We start from the raw sequence: 19,124 nt of genomic DNA on the forward strand, positions 1-19,124 counted from the left end.
TTGAAACTGCACGCGCCCCGAAAGCGCGCAGCGGCCGCTATTTTCACCTATTTGGCCGCGCATATTTCAGGTTTTCGGGCTCCGTTACGTTTTTTGTCGTTTCGCAAACCTCTGTCCGGTTCGCGCCTCGGCGAATGCATGAAATTCGTGTATCGGCCGGCGGCGCGCGCTCACTGCGCGTCGCCCGCGGCGGCCGGGCCGAACAGCGGCGCGGCCTCGGCCGGTACGGGCTGGCCGGTGGCCCGCGCGCGGCGCAGCACCGACCAGTAATAGCGATAGCTCGCGCGATCGTGCAGCGTATCACCGTGGCGCGTCGGGCCCCAGTCGGCGGCCTGCGCGGCGAGCAGGATCTCGGCGGCCAGCACGACCTCGTCGGTGCGCGGCGCGAATGCGTCGACGATCGGGCGGATCTGCGCGGGGTGGATGCTCCACATCCGCGTGAACGCGAATTCGTCGCGCGCGCGGCGCGCATCGGCGGCGACGACGCTCATGTCGCGCACCTCGGTCGTCACGTTGTGCGACGGCGTCTTGCCGTGCGCGTGGCAGGCCGCGGCGATTTCCAGCTTCGCGCGGCGCACGAGCGGGTGTTCGAACTGGCCGGGCGAGCGCATCGCGGCATCGGGAATCGCGCCGTGGTGCGCGGAGACGAAATCCATCAGCCCGAAGCTCAGCGTGCCGACCATCGGCAGCGCGGCGAGGGCGGCCGCCTGTGCGAGCGCGCCGTGCGTCTCGACCAGCACGTCGACCGGGATCGGCTGCGCGATGCCGAGCTCGCGGCGCGCGCCTTCGATGAACGCGGCCATTTCGGCCGCGTCGGCGGCGTTCGCGATCTTCGGCAGCGTGATGTAGGCGGGTGCGCGGGCGGCGCGCAGCACGATGCGGACATCGTCGCGCCAGTGCGGGTGGGAAAAGTCGTGGATCCGTACGCCGACGCGCCCGAAGCGGTTCTCGGCGCTGCCGAGCAGCTCGGCGACGAGTTCCGCGTGTGCGGCTTCCTGGCCGACGGCCGCGCCGTCCTCGCAGTCGAGCGTGATGTCGAATACGGGGCCCGTTTCGGCCTGCAGCGCGAGCGACTTGCGCATCAGCTTCTCGCTGCCCGCGTAGTGATCGCAGCATGGCAGGATCGCGGGCGGGGACGCCCCGTCGTACAGCACTTGTGCAGGAGTGAGCGCGGCCATCTCTTCTACGTCAGGGAAGCGGGTCAACGTGGAGAAAATCGGATTCGGGCGCGTTCTGGGCCGATGCGCGGGGCGCACGAGGCGGCAAAACGTGCCCGGATCGGATCGGGCGGCAGGGCCGGCGGCTTGCCGGCCCTGCGGTGACGAGCGCCCGGAGGCTGCCCGTCACGGTACTGAAATTAGTTCTTCAGCAGGTGGGCGACGCCATCGCGCTCTTCGAGCAGCTCGGCCAGCGTGCCGTCCATCTTCTCGCGCGAGAACGCGTCGATTTCCAGGCCTTCGACGCGCTTGTACTCGCCGTTTTCGCAAACGACCGGCACGCCGTAGATGATGTCTTCGGGGATGCCGTACGAGCCGTCCGACGGGATGCCCATCGTGACCCACTTGCCGTTCGTGCCGAGCACCCAGTCACGGACGTGGTCGATCGCCGCGTTGGCTGCCGATGCGGCCGACGACAGGCCGCGCGCTTCGATGATCGCCGCGCCGCGCTTGCCGACGGTCGGGATGAACGTGTCGCGGTTCCACACGTCGTCGTTGATCAGCTTCAGCATCGATTCGCCTTCGGCGGTCGCGAAGCGGAAGTCCGGGTACATCGTCGGCGAGTGGTTGCCCCACACGGCGAGCTTCTCGATCGATGCGACCGGCTTGCCCGACTTGGCGGCGAGCTGCGACAGCGCGCGGTTGTGGTCGAGGCGCAGCATGGCCGTGAAGTTCTTCTTCGGCAGGTCCGGTGCCGACTTCATCGCGATGTACGCGTTCGTGTTCGCCGGGTTGCCGACGACCAGCACCTTCACGTCGCGGCTCGCGACTTCGTTCAGCGCGGCGCCCTGAACCGTGAAGATCTCGGCGTTCGCCGACAGCAGGTCCTTGCGCTCCATGCCCTTCGAGCGCGGACGCGCACCGACCAGCAGCGCGACGTCGGCGTCCTTGAATGCAACCTTCGGATCGTCGGTGATCACGACGCCCGCGAGCAGCGGGAACGCGCAATCGTCGAGTTCCATCACGACGCCTTTGACGGCGGCTTGGGCTTGCGGGAGGTCGAGCAGTTGCAGGATGACCGGCTGGTCCTTGCCGAGCAGGTCGCCGTTCGCGATGCGGAACAGCAGGGAGTAAGCGATTTGACCTGCGGCGCCGGTGACGGCAACGCGCTTTGCGGGCTTAGCCATTGAAAATCTCCAGGACGGGTGAAGCGTTGGACGCTAGCGAAAACGCCATTCTATGCGCGTTGTGCGTAACGTTGCATTGAAGCAGGGCGGAGGACTCGCGATGGCAGACGCGGTGAACCTGGAGACGGCCGTGGCACGTAGCCTGGGACGCGCTTTTGCACCCGCGAACCCTTGCTCGACCGGGAGTGTAGGAGCCGTCACGCGCAAAGTCAAACGGTATCATATGTCTTATATAAGACAGATGTTTTGCCGAAATTGAGTGGACGAAAAAGTGCGGTTTGTGATGAAATGCGCGCCATGACATCGAACCAGGCGAATACCGCGAATCAGACCGGCGCAGGCGGCCCAGGGCAGCCGGGCGCGGGCGATTCCGCGCCTTCGCCCGCGGTATCCGCGTCGCCGACGTTCAGCCCTTTATACCAGCAGATCAAGTCATTGATCACGCAAAGTCTCGAAACCGGCGAATGGAAGCCGGGCGAGATCATTCCGAGCGAAGTGGAGCTCGCCGCCCGTTACAAGGTCAGCCAGGGCACCGTTCGCAAGGCGATCGACGAACTGGCCGCCGAAAACCTCGTGGTCCGGCGGCAGGGCAAGGGTACTTTTGTTGCAACGCACAACGAGGATCGCGCGCAATTCCGCTTCCTGCGTCTGCTTGCCGACGACGGTGCCGAGCACCCGCACGTGAGCCGTCTGCTCGAATGCCGGCGCCTGCGTGCGCCGGCCGAGATCGCGCGGCAGCTCGACCTGAAGCCGGCCGATCCCGTCGTGCAGGTGCGCCGCCTGCTGGAGTTCGACGGCGAGGTGACGGTGCTCGACGAGATCTGGCTGCCGGGCGCGATGTTTCGCGGGCTCACGTTCGAGCGGCTGAGCGAGTACAAGGGGCCGCTCTACGCGATGTTCGAGACGGAGTTCGGCACGCGGATGATCCGCGCGACGGAGAAGATCCGCGCGGTCGCGGCGGATCCGGCGGTGGCCGACCTGCTGCATGTGCCCGCGGGTTTTCCGTTGCTGTCGGTCGAGCGCGTGTCCTATACGTACGGGGATCGGCCGGTGGAAGTGCGGCGCGGCTGGTATGTCACAACCGGGTACTACTATCAGAATGACTTGAGCTGACGACGGTTCGGCTCAAGCCGAGTGCATTCGCGATTCCCACGCTCGCGAAGCACGTTTCGGGCCGCCTTTGTTCTCGTTCGCGCAACTATCCAGAGCAGACTTTCGCTGCAGCGCGATATAAAAAGGCGCTAAAATCGCGGATTAGTGTGACAACATAGTAGGGGTCTAGCATGACTGACGCAGTAAGAAAACCGAGGCCGGAATACCGGAACATCGGATTCGGCGATATCACGATGAAATATCGCATGCCGCTGGCAGCGACTTTGTCGATCCTCCATCGAGTCAGCGGTGCGCTGCTGTTCTTGTTCCTGCCGTTCCTGCTGTTCCTCTTCGACCAGAGCCTGACGTCCGAGCTCAGCTTCGAAGTCTTCAAGGCCTTCCTCTCCAACATCGTCGTCAAGCTGATCGTCCTCGCGTTGTCCTGGGCCTTCTTCCACCATTTCTGCGCCGGCATTCGCCACCTGCTGATGGACGTCAACCACGACGCCGTCACGAAGGAAAGCGGCAAGCGGACGGCAGTCGTCGTCTTTGTCGTCTCGATCGCGCTGACGATCGCCATGGCACTCAAACTGTTCGGAGCATTCTAAGAAAATGGCAGCCAATAACCGAATCGGCTCGAAGCGCCTCGTCGTCGGCGCGCACTACGGCCTGCGCGACTGGCTCGCGCAGCGTATCACCGCCACGATCATGGCGGTCTACACGGTCATCCTGCTCGTCCTGTTCTTCGGCGCGCACGATTTCTCGTACGAAGGCTGGGCGTCGATCTTCTCCGCGCAATGGATGAAGCTCGCGACCTTCGTGATGCTGCTTTCCCTCTTCTACCACGCATGGGTCGGCGTGCGCGACATCTGGATGGATTACGTGAAGCCCGTCGGTGTGCGCCTGCTGCTGCAATCGCTGACCATCGTCTGGCTGCTCGCATGTGCGGGCTACGCCGCGCAGATTCTCTGGAGAGTGTAAAGAATGGCTGCAATCAAAACTTCCCTCCCGCGTCGCAAGTTCGACGTAGTGATCGTCGGCGCGGGCGGCTCCGGCTTGCGCGCGGCGCTGCAACTGTCGCGCGCGGGCCTGTCGGTCGGCGTGCTGTCGAAGGTGTTCCCGACGCGTTCGCACACGGTGGCCGCGCAGGGCGGCATCGGCGCATCGCTCGGCAACATGAGCGAAGACAACTGGCACTTCCACTTCTACGACACGATCAAGGGCTCCGACTGGCTCGGCGACCAGGACGCGATCGAATTCATGTGCCGTGAAGCGCCGAACGTCGTGTACGAACTCGAGCACTTCGGCATGCCGTTCGACCGCAACGCGGACGGCACGATCTATCAGCGCCCGTTCGGCGGCCACACCGCGAACTACGGCGAGAAGCCGGTCCAGCGCGCATGCGCGGCCGCCGACCGTACCGGTCACGCGCTGCTGCACACGCTGTACCAGCAGAACGTCGAGGCGAAGACGCAGTTCTTCGTCGAATGGATGGCGCTCGACCTGATCCGGGACGCGGACGGCGACGTGCTCGGCGTGACGGCCCTCGAGATGGAGACGGGCGACGTCTACATCATGGAAGGCAAGACGACGCTGTTCGCGACGGGCGGCGCAGGCCGGATCTTCGCGGCATCGACCAACGCGTTCATCAACACCGGCGACGGCCTCGGCATGGCCGCGCGTTCGGGCATCGCGCTGCAGGACATGGAGTTCTGGCAGTTCCACCCGACCGGCGTGGCCGGCGCGGGCGTGCTGATCACCGAAGGCGTGCGCGGCGAAGGCGGCATCCTGCGCAACGCGAACGGCGAGCGCTTCATGGAGCGCTATGCGCCGACGCTGAAGGATCTGGCGCCGCGTGACTTCGTGTCGCGCTCGATGGACCAGGAAATCAAGGAAGGCCGCGGCGTGGGTCCGAACAAGGATCACGTGCTGCTCGACCTGTCGCACATCGGCGCCGAGACGATCATGAAGCGTCTGCCGTCGATCCGCGAAATCGCGCTGAAGTTCGCGAACGTCGATGCGATCAAGGAACCGATCCCGGTCGTCCCGACGATCCACTATCAGATGGGCGGCATCCCGACCAACATCCACGGTCAGGTCGTCGGCACGTCGCGCGATCACAAGGAACCGGTCAACGGCTTCTACGCAGTGGGCGAGTGCTCGTGCGTGTCCGTGCACGGCGCGAACCGCCTCGGCACGAACTCGCTGCTGGACCTCGTGGTGTTCGGCCGTGCGGCCGGCAACCACATCGTCGAGCACGTGAAGAACCAGAAGGAACACAAGCCGCTGCCGGCCGATGCAGGCGAATTCTCGCTGGCGCGCCTGAACAAGCTCGACAAGTCGACGTCGGGCGAATACACGCAGGACGTCGCGAACGACATCCGCGCGACGATGCAGAAGCATGCAGGCGTGTTCCGCACGTCGGCGTTGCTGAAGGAAGGCGTCGACCAGATGGCCGGCCTGGCGGCGCGCGTGGAAAGCATCCACCTGAAGGACAAGTCGAAGGTATTCAACACCGCGCGCGTCGAAGCGCTCGAGCTGGAGAACCTGATCGAAGTCGCCCGCGCGACGATGGTGTCGGCGGAAGCGCGCAAGGAAAGCCGTGGCGCGCACGCCCACAGCGACTACGAACACCGCGACGACGAGAACTGGCTGCGCCACACGCTGTGGTACAGCGAAGGCGATCGCCTCGACTACAAGCCGGTTCAAATGAAGCCGCTGACGGTCGAATCCGTGCCGCCGAAGCCGCGCACGTTCTAAGCCGAGTCAAAGGAATCCGAAATGGCAAAACGCATTTTTGAAGTCTACCGCTACGATCCGGACAAGGACGCAGCGCCGCGCATGCAGACGTACGAGCTCGAGATCCAGCACGAGCGCATGCTGCTCGACGCACTGGTCAAGCTGAAGGCCGTCGACGAGACGCTGTCGTTCCGCCGTTCGTGCCGCGAAGGCGTGTGCGGTTCGGACGCGATGAACATCAACGGCAAGAACGGTCTCGCGTGCCTGACGAACCTGAACGACCTGCCGCAGAAGATCGTGCTGCGTCCGCTGCCGGGCCTGCCCGTCGTGCGCGACCTGATCGTCGACATGACGCACTTCTTCAACCAGTATCACTCGATCAAGCCGTACCTGATCAACGACGCGCCGCCGCCGGAGAAGGAACGCCTCCAGTCGCCGGAAGAGCGCGACGAGCTCGACGGCGTGTACGAGTGCATTCTGTGCGCGAGCTGCTCGACGTCGTGCCCGAGCTTCTGGTGGAACCCGGACAAGTTCGTCGGCCCGGCCGGCCTGCTGCAGGCTTACCGCTTCATCGCGGACAGCCGCGACACGGCCACCGGAGAGCGTCTCGACAACCTGGAAGACCCGTACCGTCTGTTCCGTTGCCACACGATCATGAACTGCGTCGACGTTTGCCCGAAGGGCCTGAACCCGACGAAGGCGATCGGCAAGATCAAGGAACTGATGGTTCGCCGCGCGGTTTAAGGCCGGAGCAATGAGCGACGATTCGCATCAATCCGACCCGCACCGTCGCGCGCGCCTTCGCTGGCGCGCGCGGCGGGGTCTGCTGGAAAACGACATCATCTTCGAGCGTTTCTTCGGCAGATACGAGCATGACCTCACCGATGCAGACGTAGGCGCGTTGTCGCGCCTGCTCGATCTGAGCGACAACGACCTGATGGACTTGCTCCTCGCGCGCAAGGAACCAGAGGGCGACCTAGACAGCCCGGATATTCACCGGCTGTTGGAGATGCTGCGCAACGTGTAACGCGTTACGCCCGTTATCGAATCCCGTTTCTTTATTTCGATTGAGGATGTGCCATGACTCCGTCTGATGTTAAAGCCACGCTATCGTTCAGCGACAACTCGCCGAGCGTCGAACTGCCGATCTACAAGGGCACGATGGGCCCGGACGTAATCGACATCCGCAAGCTGTACGGCCAGACCGGCAAGTTCACGTACGACCCGGGCTTCATGTCGACGGCAGCTTGTAATTCGGCGATCACGTACATCGACGGCGACAAGGGCGAACTGCTGTACCGCGGCTACCCGATCGACAACCTCGCGCAAAACGCGGACTTCCTCGAAAGCTGCTACCTGCTGCTGAAGGGCGAACTGCCGAACGCAGCGCAGAAGAAGGAATTCGTCGACACCGTCACGAAGCACACGATGGTGCACGAGCAGATGCACTTCTTCTTCCGTGGCTTCCGCCGCGACGCGCACCCGATGGCGATCCTGGTCGCCGCGGTCGGCGCGCTGTCCGCGTTCTACCACGACTCGCTCGACATCAACGACCCGCGTCACCGTGAAGTGTCGGCGATCCGCATGATCGCGAAGCTGCCGACGCTCGTCGCGATGGCGTACAAGTACAGCATCGGCCAGCCGTTCGTGTATCCGAAGAACTCGCTGTCGTACAGCGCGAACTTCATGCACATGATGTTCTCGAACCCGTGCGAAGAGTACAAGGTCAACGACGTGCTCGTCCGCGCACTCGACCGCATCCTGATCCTGCACGCCGACCACGAGCAGAACGCATCGACGTCGACGGTCCGCCTGGCCGGTTCGTCGGGCGCGAACCCGTTCGCATGTATCGCGGCCGGTATCGCCTGTCTGTGGGGCCCGGCGCACGGCGGCGCGAACGAAGCCGCGCTGAACATGCTCGAGCAGATCGGTTCGCCGGACAACATCCCCGAATTCATCAAGCAGGTGAAGGACAAGAATTCGGGCGTGAAGCTGATGGGCTTCGGCCACCGCGTGTACAAGAACTACGACCCGCGCGCGAAGCTGATGCGCGAGACGTGCTACGAAGTGCTGAACGAACTGGGCCTGCACGACGACCCGCTGTTCAAGCTCGCGATGCAGCTCGAGAAGATCGCGCTGGAAGACGAATACTTCGTGTCGCGCAAGCTGTACCCGAACGTCGACTTCTACTCGGGCATCGTCCAGCGCGCGCTGGGCATCCCGACGTCGATGTTCACGTGTATCTTCGCGATGGCACGTACGGTCGGCTGGATCGCGCAGTGGAACGAAATGATTGCGGATCCGGAGCAGAAGATCGGCCGTCCGCGCCAGCTGTTCATCGGCGATACGCCGCGCGAAGCGAAGCCGATCAACGCACGTTAAGTCGTGTGCGGCGCGACGGCCGGCAGGCCGCTCGCGTCGGGCAATCGCAACGCCACGACACCCCGACGGGTCAGCCCGTCGGGGTGTTTTCATTTGCGCGCCGGATCGGCGCGGCGCTCCAGCGACGGCGGCCGCGTATCGAGCGCCGGCGCGTCTTCGTCGGGCGCGTGGCCGTGCTGCAGGAAGAACTGCCGGTACGCGCCAGGCGTCATCCCGCGCGCGGCGAGGAACTGGCGGTTGAAGTTCGCGGCATTCGGAATGCCGCAGCGCGCGGCGACCGTCGCGATCGGCCAGTCGGTGCCGACGAGATGGCGGCATGCGTGCGCGAGCCGCAGCCGCTGCACGTAGCGACCGACGCTTTCGCCGAGATGCCGGACAAACAGGCGCTGCAGCGTGCGCTCGGACATGTGCGCGGCAGCCGCGAGTGCGTCGATACGCAGCGGTTCGTGGAAGTGCCGGTCGATCGCGTCGAGCACGCGATCGAGGCGCTCGGCTTCGGGCGCGGCCGCATCGGCGCGCGGTGTCGTGCCGTCGGGCCCGCCGTACGCATGCGCGGTGGCGAGCGGCTCGCCGCCGGCTTCCGCGAGATCGGCGAGCGTGTCGAGCGCGGCCGCGAGTCTTACGCGCGGAGCAGGATCGAGCAGCTGCGGCAGCCGGGCGCGCATCGCGCAGGCCGTGTCGGTGTCGAAGCGCAGGCCCGGCGCCGCGCGCCGCAACAGCGAGCGCAGTGGTGCGTATTCGGGGCAGCAGTCGGCAAGCCGCCGCACCCAGTCGCCGTCGAACCAGACGACGAGCGCGACTTCGGGCGCATCGCGATCGATGCGCGCGTTCGACGACCAGGTGTGCGGCAGGTTGGGCGGCACGAGCACCAGATCGTCGTCCGTGTAGCGCGCGACGTGATCGCCGATGAAGCGCTGGCCGCGGCTGTTGAGCGTCAGCGTCAGCTCGTATTCGGGATGGCGGTGCCATTCGAACGGAATGCGCGCGAGCTGGCGGTGGTATACGCGGATCGAACAGCCGGGAGCGAACGTCACGTGCTCGTACTGCGGTTTCATCGCGGCCTCCGGGTGGCGCGGGCTGCGCGCCGTGGCATGATCGTGAGCGATCGTCACCACGGAGCGATGCCATGTTTTCACATGTTTGCGTGGGCGTCGGCGATACGACGCGCGCCTACGATTTCTATGCGCCGCTGTTCGCGGAACTCGGGTTGCGCCTGAAGTTCCGCGAGCCGGACGGCTGGTCGGGCTGGATGCCGGCCGACGCCGACCGGCCGCTGTTTTTCTTCGGCCATCCGCTCGACGGCCGCGCACCCGAGCCGGGCAATGGCCACACGATCGCGTTCGACGCGCCGACGCGCGCGCACGTCGATCGCTGCCACGCGCTCGCGCTGCGGCGCGGCGGCACCTGCGAAGGGCCGCCGGGCCTGCGGCCGCATTACCACCGCGACTACTACGGCGCATATTTCCGCGACCCGGACGGCAACAAGCTCTGCGTGGTCTGCCATCGTCCCGAGTAATGCACGGTTGTCAGGATTGTATCGATAGTTGGCCGGATAGCGGTGATGGCGGTCGTACGCCGGCCGTACGCTGGCAGGACATCACGACACGCTTCAGCGAGGAGACACGATGCAACTGACGATTGACGATCTGCCCGCCGCGATCCGCGCGGCGAAACAGGCGCTGCGCGCCGACCTGCCCGGTTACGCGGCCACGTTCCGCGAGCTGGAAGGCGACATCGCGCGGCAGGTCGACGCGATCCGCCGCGCGCATGCGCATGGCCGCGACGTGATTCCGGTGGTGCCGTTCGCGGATATCGCGAGCGGCACCGTCGATCCGCACGCGATTGCCGCGATCCGCACGCATGGCGCGGTCGTGATTCGCGGCGTGTTCGACGCACGGCAGGCGCGCGACTGGAACGACGAGATCGGCGCGTATCTGGATTCGAACCGCTTCACCGACCGGCTGAATGCGCGTGCGGAGGATCGCTATTTCGGCAACCTCGCGTCGGGCAAGCCGCAGATCTACGGCGTCTACTGGTCGAAGCCGCAGGTGGTCGCGCGCCAGTCGCCGGCGCTCACGCAGGCGCGCGTGTTCCTGAACCGCCTGTGGCGGCATGCGGACGGCGCGCGCACGCATTTCGATCCCGACCAGGTACCCGCCTATGCGGACCGGATTCGCCGCCGGCCGCCGGGTTCGACGTCGCTCGGGCTGTCGCCGCATGTCGACGGCGGTTCCGTCGAACGCTGGCTCGGCGCGAACTTCCGCCAGGTCTATCGCCACGTGCTGGCCGGCCGCTGGCGCGATTACGACCCGTTCGATGCCGCATTCCGTCCCGATGTCGAGGAGATTCCGTCGCCGGCCGTGTGTTCGATGTTCCGCACGTTCCAGGGCTGGACCGCGTTGACGCCGCAGGGGCCCGGCGACGGCACGCTGCAACTGATCCCGGTCGCGAATGCGATGGCCTATGTCGTGCTGCGCGCGTTGCAGGACGATGTCGCCGACGACGACCTGTGCGGCGCGCGTCCCGGCCGCGCGCTGTCGATCCGGCCCGAATGGCACGCGCTGCTGCTCGACGGGCTGGTGCCGATCCCGCACATGGAGCCGGGCGACGCGGTGTTCTGGCACGGCGACGTCGTGCATGCGGTCGAGGATGCGCACCGCGGCAGCGGCGACAGCAACGTGATGTACATCGCGGCCGCGCCCGGCTGCGCGAAGAACGACGCGTACCTGCGGCGCCAGTTGCCCGCGTTCGTGCGCGGCGAGAGCCCGCCCGATTTCCCGGCCGATCATTTCGAGGTCGAATTCGACGGGCGCGGCGGGGAGGGCGATCTCACGACGCTCGGTCGCTCGCAGATGGGGTTCGTGCCCGGCGTGTAACGGGCGCGCCCGCCGTATGCGAAAGCGGCCGTTCGCGACACGGCGAACGGCCGTCTGCCGAATCCGCTGCGTGCCGTGCGCAATTCGACGTAATCGGCTGTCGATGCAGCCGAAATCGACGCGAATTGCGCAATTTGGCTTCCGATAATGGTCCGGACACAACGCCGCTACCCCGTGCGCCGCACGGGTGTGGCGATGACCAAGGAGGAGTCGATGCAATTCACGCAAGCGATCGTTCGCCGTCCCGCGCCGTCCTGTGGCGCGGGCCTGACCACCGCCGAACTCGGCGCACCCGACTACGACAAGACGCTCACGCAGTTCCACGCGTATTGCGACGCGCTGCGCACGCTTGGCGCCGAGCTGATCGAGCTGCCGCCGCTGGACGCATTCCCCGATTCGCATTTCGTCGAAGACGTCGCCGTCGTGACGCCGGAGTTCGCGGTGATCACGCGCCCCGGCGCGCCTGCTCGGCGCGGCGAGACGGCGCACATCGAAGCGGCGCTCGCCGCGCATCGCGACCTGCTGCCGATGCAGGACGGCCGTCTCGACGGCGGCGACGTGATGCTGGTGGGCAAGCGCTTCTACATCGGCATGACCGGCCGCACCGACGCCGAAGGCATTGCCGCGTTCGAATCGCTCGTGTCGCGCTACGGTTATTCGGTCGTCGCGGTGCCGGTCGGCGCCGGCCTGCATCTGAAATCGGTCGTCAACGCGCTCGGCGACGACACGCTGCTCGTGACCGAAGCGCTGGCCGCGCACCCGGCGTTCGCCGACTACCGCAGGATCGCGATCTCGGCCGCCGACGAATACGCGGGCAACACGCTGCGCGTGAACGGTACGCTGATCACGCCGGCCGGCTATCCGCGCGTGCACGACGCGATCGCGTCGCTCGGGCTGCCGCTGCACGTGATCGACACGAGCGAGTTCCGCAAGATGGACGGCGGCCTGACCTGCCTGTCGCTGCGGTTCTAGCCGATTGGCGCGCGGCCGCTTCGGCCGGATAATGTGGCCCCCGCGCGGACAAGGAGATGTATCGCGCACCAGCCACGACCCGAACGGAGCGAACGCGGATGACCGACAAGAAGATGCAGCTCGACAAGATCGATCTCCGGATCCTCGACATCCTGCGCACCGACGGGCGGATTTCCTACCGGAAGCTGTCGGAGCTCGTGAACCTCACGCCGCGGCCCTGCCAGGCGCGCGTGGAGCGGCTCGAGGCGCTCGGCGTGATCGAAGGCTACCGCGCGGTGATCAACGCGCCGCGCGCGACCAAGCCGATCGTCGTGATCGCGCAGATCGTGCTGGCCGATCACGGGCGTTCGCAGGCGCCGTTCGAGGATGAAATGCGGGCCAATCCGGCCGTGCTCGATTGCTGGCTCGTCAGCGGCACATTCGATTTTCTCGTGCGGCTCGCATGCGAGGATCTCGACGAGTACCGGCGGATCGCGAACGCGTGGCTGGAAAGCCCGCGGTACCGGATCGAGAAGATCGTGACGACGGCCGAACTGCAGGCGATCAAGCGCAGCGTCGTGTGACGCGCCGGGAAGGTCCGGTTTCGATGCGAAAGACCAGGCCAATCGATTTGTATTCCGAATCAAATCGGTCGACCCGAATCCAATCAGGGTGAACACTATGGATGCTTTGCAAGCGGCAGCGCAGACGGCCGCGCCGTCCGGGACGACGCTGAAGCGCCGTCTGCAGGGCCGCCACATCGCGATGATCGCGATCGGCGGCTCGATCGGCACGGGGCTGTTCGTCGCGTCGGGCGCGTCGGTCGCGCAGGCGGGGCCGGGCGGTGCGATCGCCGCGTATCTCGCGATCGGGATCATGGTCTACTTCGTCGTCACGGGGCTCGGCGAGATGGCGGCGCTGATGCCCGTGTCGGGCTCGTTCGCGATCTACGGCGAGAAGTACGTCGACGAAGGCTTCGGCGTCGCGCTCGGCTGGACCTACTGGTACAGCTGGGCCGTGACGATCGCGATCGAGCTGGTCGCCGCGCAGATCGTGATGCGCTACTGGTTTCCGGCCGTACCGGGCGTGTGGTGGGGCGCGGCCTTCCTCGTGCTGATCTTCCTGCTGAATACGCTGTCGGTGCGCGGCTTCGGCGAATCGGAATACTGGTTCTCGCTGATCAAGGTCGTCACCGTGATCGCGTTCATCGTGGCGGGGCTGTTGATCGCGGCCGGCGTGCTCGGCAGCGGGCATACCGGCAGCGGGCATACCGGCACCGGGTATCCGGTCGGCTGGCGCAACTTCACGACGGGCGACGCGCCGTTCGTCGGCGGCGTGCACGCGATGATGAGCGTCGCGCTGATCGCGGGCTTCTCGTTTCTCGGCACCGAACTGGTCGGGATCACGGCCGGCGAATCGGAAAACCCGCGCAAGACGATCCCGCGCGCGGTGAAGCAGATCTTCTGGCGGATCATGCTGTTCTACGTGCTCGCGATCTTCGTGATCGGCCTGCTCGTGCCGTACACGGATCCGAACCTGCTGAAGAGCGACGTGACCGACATCGGCGTGAGCCCGTTCACGCTGGTGTTCAGCCATGCGGGCTTCCCGCTCGCTGCCGGCGCGATGAATCTCGTGATCCTGACGGCCGTGCTGTCGGCCGGCAATTCCGGCACCTACGCGGCGACGCGGATGCTGTACAACCTCGCATCGGAAGGGCGGGCGCCGGCGATGTTCGCGACGCTGTCGCCGGGCGGCGTGCCGCGCAACGCGCTGTACGCGACGATGGCCGTCGGCGGGCTGTGTTTCCTCACGTCGCTGACCAACAACCAGCGCATCTATCTGTGGCTGCTGAATACGGTGGGCATCACGGGTTTCATCGCGTGGCTCGGTATCGCGGTCTGCCATTACCGGTTCCGCAAGGGCTTCCTGAAGCAGGGCTACCGGCTCGATCAGTTGCCGTATCGCGCGAAATGGTTTCCGTTCGGGCCGCTGTTCGCGATCGCGATCTGCATCGTGATCTCGCTCGGGCAGGATTACCAGGCGTTCTTCGCGGCCCGCATCGACTGGATGGAAGTGTTGTCGATCTATGTGTGGATTCCGCTGTTCGTCGCGATCTGGTTCGCGTATCGCCGTGCACGCAAGAGCCGGCTCGTGCGCTATGAGGAGATGGACATCGGGCCGTGGCTGACGCGCTCGGTCGAGGCCGTCGACGCGGCGGCGGACCCGCGCGAGCGAGCGCGCGACGCGTAGTGAGCGACGTGCGGCCAGCCGTACGCCGGGATACCATCGCGGTTCGCGCGGCGTGTCGCTCAGGGCCTGCGGCACGCCGCGCATTTCCCGATCGATTTCGCGTCCAGCACACAACATGACAACACAGCCGAACCGCGTTTCTTCCCAGTCACTTGCTTCCGGCGCCAGCGTGCGCGAGATAGCCGATGCGGTGCGCACGGCCGGACGGCGTGCCGCCGATGTCGCCGGCGACGCGCTCGCGCGTCTCGCGGCGATCGCGCCGCTCAATGCGATGGTGCACGTCGATGCCGATCTCGCGTGCCGCACGGCCGAGCGTGTCGATGCGCGCGTTGCGCAAGGCGACGCGCTGCCGCTTGCCGGTGTGCCGTTCGTGATCAAGGACAACCTCGATACCGTCGCGATGCCGACGCTCGGCGCGAGCCCGGCGGTGAGCGGCTATCGTGCGGCGGAAGACGCGCTCACGGTGCGGCGCCTGCTCGACGCCGGCGCGGTGCCGCTGGGCAAGGCGAACATGCACGAACTCGCATTCGGCATCACGAGCGGCAACCGGCATTTCGGCGCGGTCGGCAATCCGCATGATTCGCGGCGCATCGCCGGCGGGTCGAGCGGCGGCACGGCGGCGGCCGTCGCGGCCGGCATTCCGTTCGGTCTCGGTACCGACACAGGCGGCTCGGTGCGGATTCCGGCGGCATTCTGCGGCGTGTACGGGCTGCGGCCGTCCGCGCAGCGCTATTCGCCGCACGGCGTGCTGTCGCTGTCGCCCACGCGCGATACGGTCGGACCGATCGGCCAGGGCATCGACGACCTGCTGCTGCTCGACGCCGTGCTGACGCGCGACGACAGCACGGCCGTCGCGCCGGAATGGCGCCGCCTGCGCATCGGCGTGCCCGGTGCGCCTTACTTCGACGCGCTCGACCCGGGCGTCGCGGCCTGCATCGAGCATGCGCTCGCGTCGTTCGCGGCGGCCGGTGCGACGCTCGTGCCGCTGCCGGCGATGCCGCTGCACGAGGCGAGCGACGCATGCGGCTTTCCGATCGCGGCGTTCGAGGCGAACCGGTACTGGCGCCGTTTCGCGGCGGAACGGCTCGGCATCCCGTTCGAGATGTTCGTCGAGCGGATCGCGAGCGACGACGTGCGCGACATCTTCCGGTCGTTCGTGTCCGCGCCGATCGATGCCGTCGCCTATGCGGAAGCGATCGCGTGCCGTCGGCATCTCGTGCACTGGTACGACGACGCATTCGGCATGCCGGTCGACTGCATCGCGATGCCGACGGTGCCGGGCGAGCCGCCGTCGCTCGACGACGTGGCCGCGATGACGGCCGGGCAGGGCGCGGCGCTGTTCGCGCGCGTCGTGCGCCAGACGTCGCCGGCGACGCTCGCCGGCGTGCCGTCCGTGTCGATCCCGGCCGGGCGTTCCGCGCAAACGGGCCTGCCGGTCGGACTGATGCTCGAAGGGCCGTGGGGCGGCGATCGCCGCCTGCTGGCGATCGCGCGCCGGATCGACGAGCGGCTGCGGGAGGACGCGACGGCCGCCTGAGCCGCCGCGTTCAGGCCAGATAGGCCTTCATGAAGTCGACCCACGCGCGCACCTTCTGCGGCACGTGCGGGGTCGACGGGTACAGCGCGTAGACGGCCTGCGGCGGAAACCGGTAGTCGGGGAGCGCGTCGACCAGTGCACCGCTCGCGAGGTCGTCGCGCACGAGCCATTCGGGCAGCAGCGCGACGCCGCTGCCTTGTCGCGCGAGCACGCGCAGCACCGACGCGTTGTCGACGACCACGCGCGGCTTGGCGCCCGGTTGAAAGGCGTGCGGGTTGCCGTCGCGATCCGCGAGCGTCCAGGTGGCGATCCGCTCGAGCCGCGTGTGGCCGAGTTGCGGCAGGCGCGCCAGTACGTCGGGCGAATCGATGCGCGACAGGCCGGCAGCGGCGAGCAGCGACGGGGCGATCACGGGCCGCACTTCATAGGTCGCAAGGCACGCGCCACGGTACGGCAGGTCCTGGAACTGTTCGAGGCGCCCGAGCCGGATCGCGACGTCGACGCGCTCGCGCACCAGATCGACCTGCGACGCATGCGTCTCGAGCCGCACGCGCAGCGCGGGATGGCGCTGCATGAATTCGTGCAGCGCCGGCGCGACGACCATCGTCCCGTACTCGACGGTCGACGTCACGCGCAGCACGCCGTGCATCCCGCCATGCTCGCTGCGTGCATCGTCGATCGCGCTCTCGGCTTCCTCCAGCACGCGCAGGCAGCGCGCATAAAAGCGCTCGCCCGCGTCGGTCAGCTCGACGCGCCGCGTCGTGCGCGTGAGCAGCGTGACGCCGAGCTCGGTTTCCAGCTGCTTGATGTTGAAGCTGACCGCGGCCCGGGCCTGATTCAACTGGGCGGCGGCGGCCGTAAACGACCCCGATTCCACGACGGCGCGGAAGACGGCGAAACGATCGAGACTCACCATGGCATGTCGACTGCTCTGCGGAAAACCGACATGTTGCCCTGATTGTCAAAATTTTTCGACCAGTCTTGCCGGCCGGGCGGTCTTATCGACGCGTGCCGCGAACCTTACACTGCGGCGTTTCGTTCGTCTCCCGCCGTCATGACCGATCGCTCGAAAATTGCCGCTGTCTACCTGCTCGGGTTCGCGATCGATCTCGCCAACATGTTCGTCATCAACGCCGCGTATCCGACGATCCAGCGCGAGCTGCACGCATCGGTCGCCCAACTGGCGTGGATCGGCAACATGTACGTGCTCGGGCTGACCGTCGTGATCCCGCTCGGCACGTGGCTCGCGCGGCGTTTCGGCGAGCGCCGGCTGCTGATCGCGTCGCTGCTGCTGTTCGCGCTCGGCAGCCTCGGGGTCGGGCTGTCGGCGTCGATCGGCGCGCTGCTGGCGTGGCGGCTGATCCAGGGGCTCGGCGGCGGGCTGCTGATTCCGGTCGGGCAGACGATGGCTTATCGTGCGTATCCGCCCGATGCGCGCGCGCACCTGACGTCGATCGTGATGATGGTTGCGCTGCTCGTGCCGGCGCTGTCGCCGGCGCTCGGCGGCGTGATCGTCGATCGCGCGTCGTGGCGCGCGATCTTCTTCGGCATGCTGCCGCTGGCCGCGGCCACCAGCGTGCTCGCGGTCGCGTGGCTGCCGCCCGACGACGCGAGCGAACGCCCGGCGGCGCTCGATGTGCGCGGCCTCGCGTTGAGCGCCGTGGCGCTCGTCGCGCTGCTGCTCGGCCTGACGTTCGCGGGGCAACCGGGGGCGGCACGCCAAGCGATCGCGCCGCTTGCGATCGCGCTCGTCGCCGGCGGCGCATACGTCGCGCATGCGCGACGCGCGGCCGCGCCGCTGCTCGACCTGCGCCTGGTCGCGCAGCCGCAGCTGCGGATCGGCCTGATCGTCTATCTGTGCGTGCCGGGCGTGTTCACCGGTGTGAACCTGGTCGCGGCGCTGTATCTGCAGAACACGCTGGGGCTCAGCGCGACGCATACGGGCGCGCTGATGGTGCCGTGGGCGATCGCGTCGTTCGTCGCGATCGCGACGACGCGCCGCTGTTTCCCGAAGTGGGGCGCGAGGCCGCTGTTCATGTGCGGGATCGTGATCGACGGGATCGGCATCGCGCTGCTCGCGACTCCGCTCGCCGGTTTCGAGGCCGGGCGCGTGCTGGCTTTCGTCGCGATGGGGCTCGGCGCCAGCATGTGCACGAGCACGTCTCAAAGCGCGGCGTTCCTCGACGTGCCTGCCGCGCGGATGGGCGACGCGAGCGCGCTCTGGAACATCAACCGGCAGTTGAGCTTCTGCCTCGGCGTCGCGGTGCTGGGCAGCGCGCTGAATTTCCTGCTGTCGATGCACGGCGACGACGCGCGGCTGCCGTACCAGCAGTGCTTCGGCCTGGCCGCGTTGCTGACGCTGCTGCCGCTGCCGTTCGTCGCGCGCCTCGCGGGGCGCCGCGCGCCTGCCGGGCAGCCGGTTTCCCAACGTTCGTGAGTGTCGAGATGAATTCGTCAAACCCGTTTTTCCAGGAAGTCGTCGACGCGCATGTCGACATCGAGCAATGGCTGTCCGGCCGCGCCGCCCGCGAGGGCCTCGCGCCGCTGCTCGCGCGTTTTTCGCGGCGTTTCTCGATGATTTCGCTGCAGGGGCATGCGCTGGACTTCGCGGATATCGACGTCCTGTTCTCGCGCGGCTTCGGCGCGCGTCCCGGCCTGCGGATCGCGATCGACGAACTGCACGACGTGAGCGCCTGGCAGGGCGGCGCGGTGATCGCCTATCGCGAGACGCAAGTCGACGGAGAGGGGCGGCGCAGCGTCCGCCGTTCGACCGTCGTGTTCGAGCGTGACGCGAGCGGGCGCATCGGCTGGCTGCGCCTGCACGAGACACCCGTGACGGGCTGACCGTCACCCGCCACGCCTGCCGCCGGGTGCCCGGCGGCAGGCAGCACGCTGCCCGAGCGGCCCCCAAGACTGGAAACCTGAGAGATGACCATAAAAGCAATCGAATCCG

The 19,124-nt window shown here is 66.9% G+C and carries 19 protein-coding genes; 15 read left to right on the forward strand and 4 right to left on the reverse strand.

Going from position 1 to position 19,124, the window contains the following annotated elements; translation table 11 throughout:
- Nucleotides 1–170: 170 nt before the first annotated feature.
- Nucleotides 171–1,178: an aldolase/citrate lyase family protein gene (locus FPJ27_RS08710; protein WP_204422608.1), complete on the reverse strand. Its 1,008-nt coding sequence runs from the start codon at nucleotides 1,176–1,178 to the stop codon at nucleotides 171–173.
- Between the two features lie 179 nt (nucleotides 1,179–1,357).
- Nucleotides 1,358–2,344: a malate dehydrogenase gene (locus FPJ27_RS08715; protein WP_034180017.1), complete on the reverse strand. Its 987-nt coding sequence runs from the start codon at nucleotides 2,342–2,344 to the stop codon at nucleotides 1,358–1,360.
- 288 nt (nucleotides 2,345–2,632) lie between these two features.
- Between FPJ27_RS08715 and FPJ27_RS08720 the strand changes: the two genes are divergently transcribed.
- The 7 genes from FPJ27_RS08720 (at nucleotide 2,633) to gltA (ending at nucleotide 8,557) form a co-directional block, all read left to right on the forward strand.
- A complete protein-coding gene (locus FPJ27_RS08720) occupies nucleotides 2,633–3,457 on the forward strand; it encodes a GntR family transcriptional regulator (protein ID WP_204423125.1) in 825 nt (274 codons plus the stop codon).
- A gap of 170 nt (nucleotides 3,458–3,627) precedes the next feature.
- Entirely contained in the window at nucleotides 3,628–4,044 is a 417-nt protein-coding gene (gene sdhC, locus FPJ27_RS08725; protein ID WP_034180016.1) for a succinate dehydrogenase, cytochrome b556 subunit, read from the forward strand.
- Between the two features lie 4 nt (nucleotides 4,045–4,048).
- Nucleotides 4,049–4,417: a succinate dehydrogenase, hydrophobic membrane anchor protein gene (gene sdhD / locus FPJ27_RS08730; protein WP_034180015.1), complete on the forward strand. Its 369-nt coding sequence runs from the start codon at nucleotides 4,049–4,051 to the stop codon at nucleotides 4,415–4,417.
- 3 nt (nucleotides 4,418–4,420) lie between these two features.
- Nucleotides 4,421–6,196: a succinate dehydrogenase flavoprotein subunit gene (gene sdhA / locus FPJ27_RS08735; RefSeq protein ID WP_034180014.1), complete on the forward strand. Its 1,776-nt coding sequence runs from the start codon at nucleotides 4,421–4,423 to the stop codon at nucleotides 6,194–6,196.
- A 21-nt stretch (nucleotides 6,197–6,217) separates the two neighbouring features.
- On the forward strand, nucleotides 6,218–6,919 hold the full coding sequence (locus FPJ27_RS08740; RefSeq protein WP_011658352.1) for a succinate dehydrogenase iron-sulfur subunit: 702 nt from the start codon (nucleotides 6,218–6,220) through the stop codon (nucleotides 6,917–6,919).
- A 10-nt stretch (nucleotides 6,920–6,929) separates the two neighbouring features.
- Entirely contained in the window at nucleotides 6,930–7,202 is a 273-nt protein-coding gene (locus FPJ27_RS08745) for a succinate dehydrogenase assembly factor 2 (RefSeq protein ID WP_031400668.1), read from the forward strand.
- A gap of 53 nt (nucleotides 7,203–7,255) precedes the next feature.
- On the forward strand, nucleotides 7,256–8,557 hold the full coding sequence (gene gltA, locus FPJ27_RS08750; RefSeq protein WP_014899964.1) for a citrate synthase: 1,302 nt from the start codon (nucleotides 7,256–7,258) through the stop codon (nucleotides 8,555–8,557).
- Between the two features lie 89 nt (nucleotides 8,558–8,646).
- On the opposite strand, the gene FPJ27_RS08755 is transcribed toward gltA, so the two are convergent.
- Nucleotides 8,647–9,612: an AraC family transcriptional regulator gene (locus tag FPJ27_RS08755; RefSeq protein ID WP_204422609.1), complete on the reverse strand. Its 966-nt coding sequence runs from the start codon at nucleotides 9,610–9,612 to the stop codon at nucleotides 8,647–8,649.
- Between the two features lie 71 nt (nucleotides 9,613–9,683).
- Between FPJ27_RS08755 and FPJ27_RS08760 the strand changes: the two genes are divergently transcribed.
- The 6 genes from FPJ27_RS08760 (at nucleotide 9,684) to iaaH (ending at nucleotide 16,171) form a co-directional block, all read left to right on the forward strand.
- Nucleotides 9,684–10,073 carry a VOC family protein gene (locus FPJ27_RS08760; protein WP_072444143.1) on the forward strand — a complete coding sequence of 130 codons (390 nt, stop codon included), beginning with the start codon at nucleotides 9,684–9,686 and terminating at the stop codon, nucleotides 10,071–10,073.
- A 109-nt stretch (nucleotides 10,074–10,182) separates the two neighbouring features.
- Entirely contained in the window at nucleotides 10,183–11,433 is a 1,251-nt protein-coding gene (locus FPJ27_RS08765) for a DUF1479 domain-containing protein (RefSeq protein WP_204422610.1), read from the forward strand.
- 213 nt (nucleotides 11,434–11,646) lie between these two features.
- Complete coding sequence (locus FPJ27_RS08770; protein ID WP_204422611.1) at nucleotides 11,647–12,405, forward strand: arginine deiminase family protein; 759 nt, start codon at nucleotides 11,647–11,649, stop codon at nucleotides 12,403–12,405.
- 98 nt (nucleotides 12,406–12,503) lie between these two features.
- Nucleotides 12,504–12,968 carry an Lrp/AsnC family transcriptional regulator gene (locus tag FPJ27_RS08775; protein WP_034180011.1) on the forward strand — a complete coding sequence of 155 codons (465 nt, stop codon included), beginning with the start codon at nucleotides 12,504–12,506 and terminating at the stop codon, nucleotides 12,966–12,968.
- A gap of 97 nt (nucleotides 12,969–13,065) precedes the next feature.
- The gene (locus tag FPJ27_RS08780; protein ID WP_204422612.1) at nucleotides 13,066–14,634 is read left to right on the forward strand and encodes an amino acid permease; all 1,569 of its coding nucleotides are present in this window, start codon (nucleotides 13,066–13,068) and stop codon (nucleotides 14,632–14,634) included.
- A 115-nt stretch (nucleotides 14,635–14,749) separates the two neighbouring features.
- Nucleotides 14,750–16,171 carry an indoleacetamide hydrolase gene (iaaH, locus tag FPJ27_RS08785; RefSeq protein ID WP_204422613.1) on the forward strand — a complete coding sequence of 474 codons (1,422 nt, stop codon included), beginning with the start codon at nucleotides 14,750–14,752 and terminating at the stop codon, nucleotides 16,169–16,171.
- A gap of 10 nt (nucleotides 16,172–16,181) precedes the next feature.
- Here the strand turns inward: iaaH and FPJ27_RS08790 are convergent, their stop codons facing one another.
- Complete coding sequence (locus FPJ27_RS08790) at nucleotides 16,182–17,087, reverse strand: LysR family transcriptional regulator (RefSeq protein WP_152855590.1); 906 nt, start codon at nucleotides 17,085–17,087, stop codon at nucleotides 16,182–16,184.
- Between the two features lie 138 nt (nucleotides 17,088–17,225).
- Between FPJ27_RS08790 and FPJ27_RS08795 the strand changes: the two genes are divergently transcribed.
- The gene (locus FPJ27_RS08795) at nucleotides 17,226–18,608 is read left to right on the forward strand and encodes an MFS transporter (RefSeq protein ID WP_204422614.1); all 1,383 of its coding nucleotides are present in this window, start codon (nucleotides 17,226–17,228) and stop codon (nucleotides 18,606–18,608) included.
- A gap of 8 nt (nucleotides 18,609–18,616) precedes the next feature.
- Entirely contained in the window at nucleotides 18,617–19,015 is a 399-nt protein-coding gene (locus FPJ27_RS08800) for a DUF4440 domain-containing protein (RefSeq protein ID WP_072444132.1), read from the forward strand.
- The last annotated feature ends 109 nt before the right edge of the window (nucleotides 19,016–19,124 follow it).

It is taken from the genome of Burkholderia sp. MS455 (assembly GCF_016899445.1).
In the GTDB taxonomy this organism is placed as follows: Bacteria; Pseudomonadota; Gammaproteobacteria; order Burkholderiales; family Burkholderiaceae; genus Burkholderia; species Burkholderia pyrrocinia_C.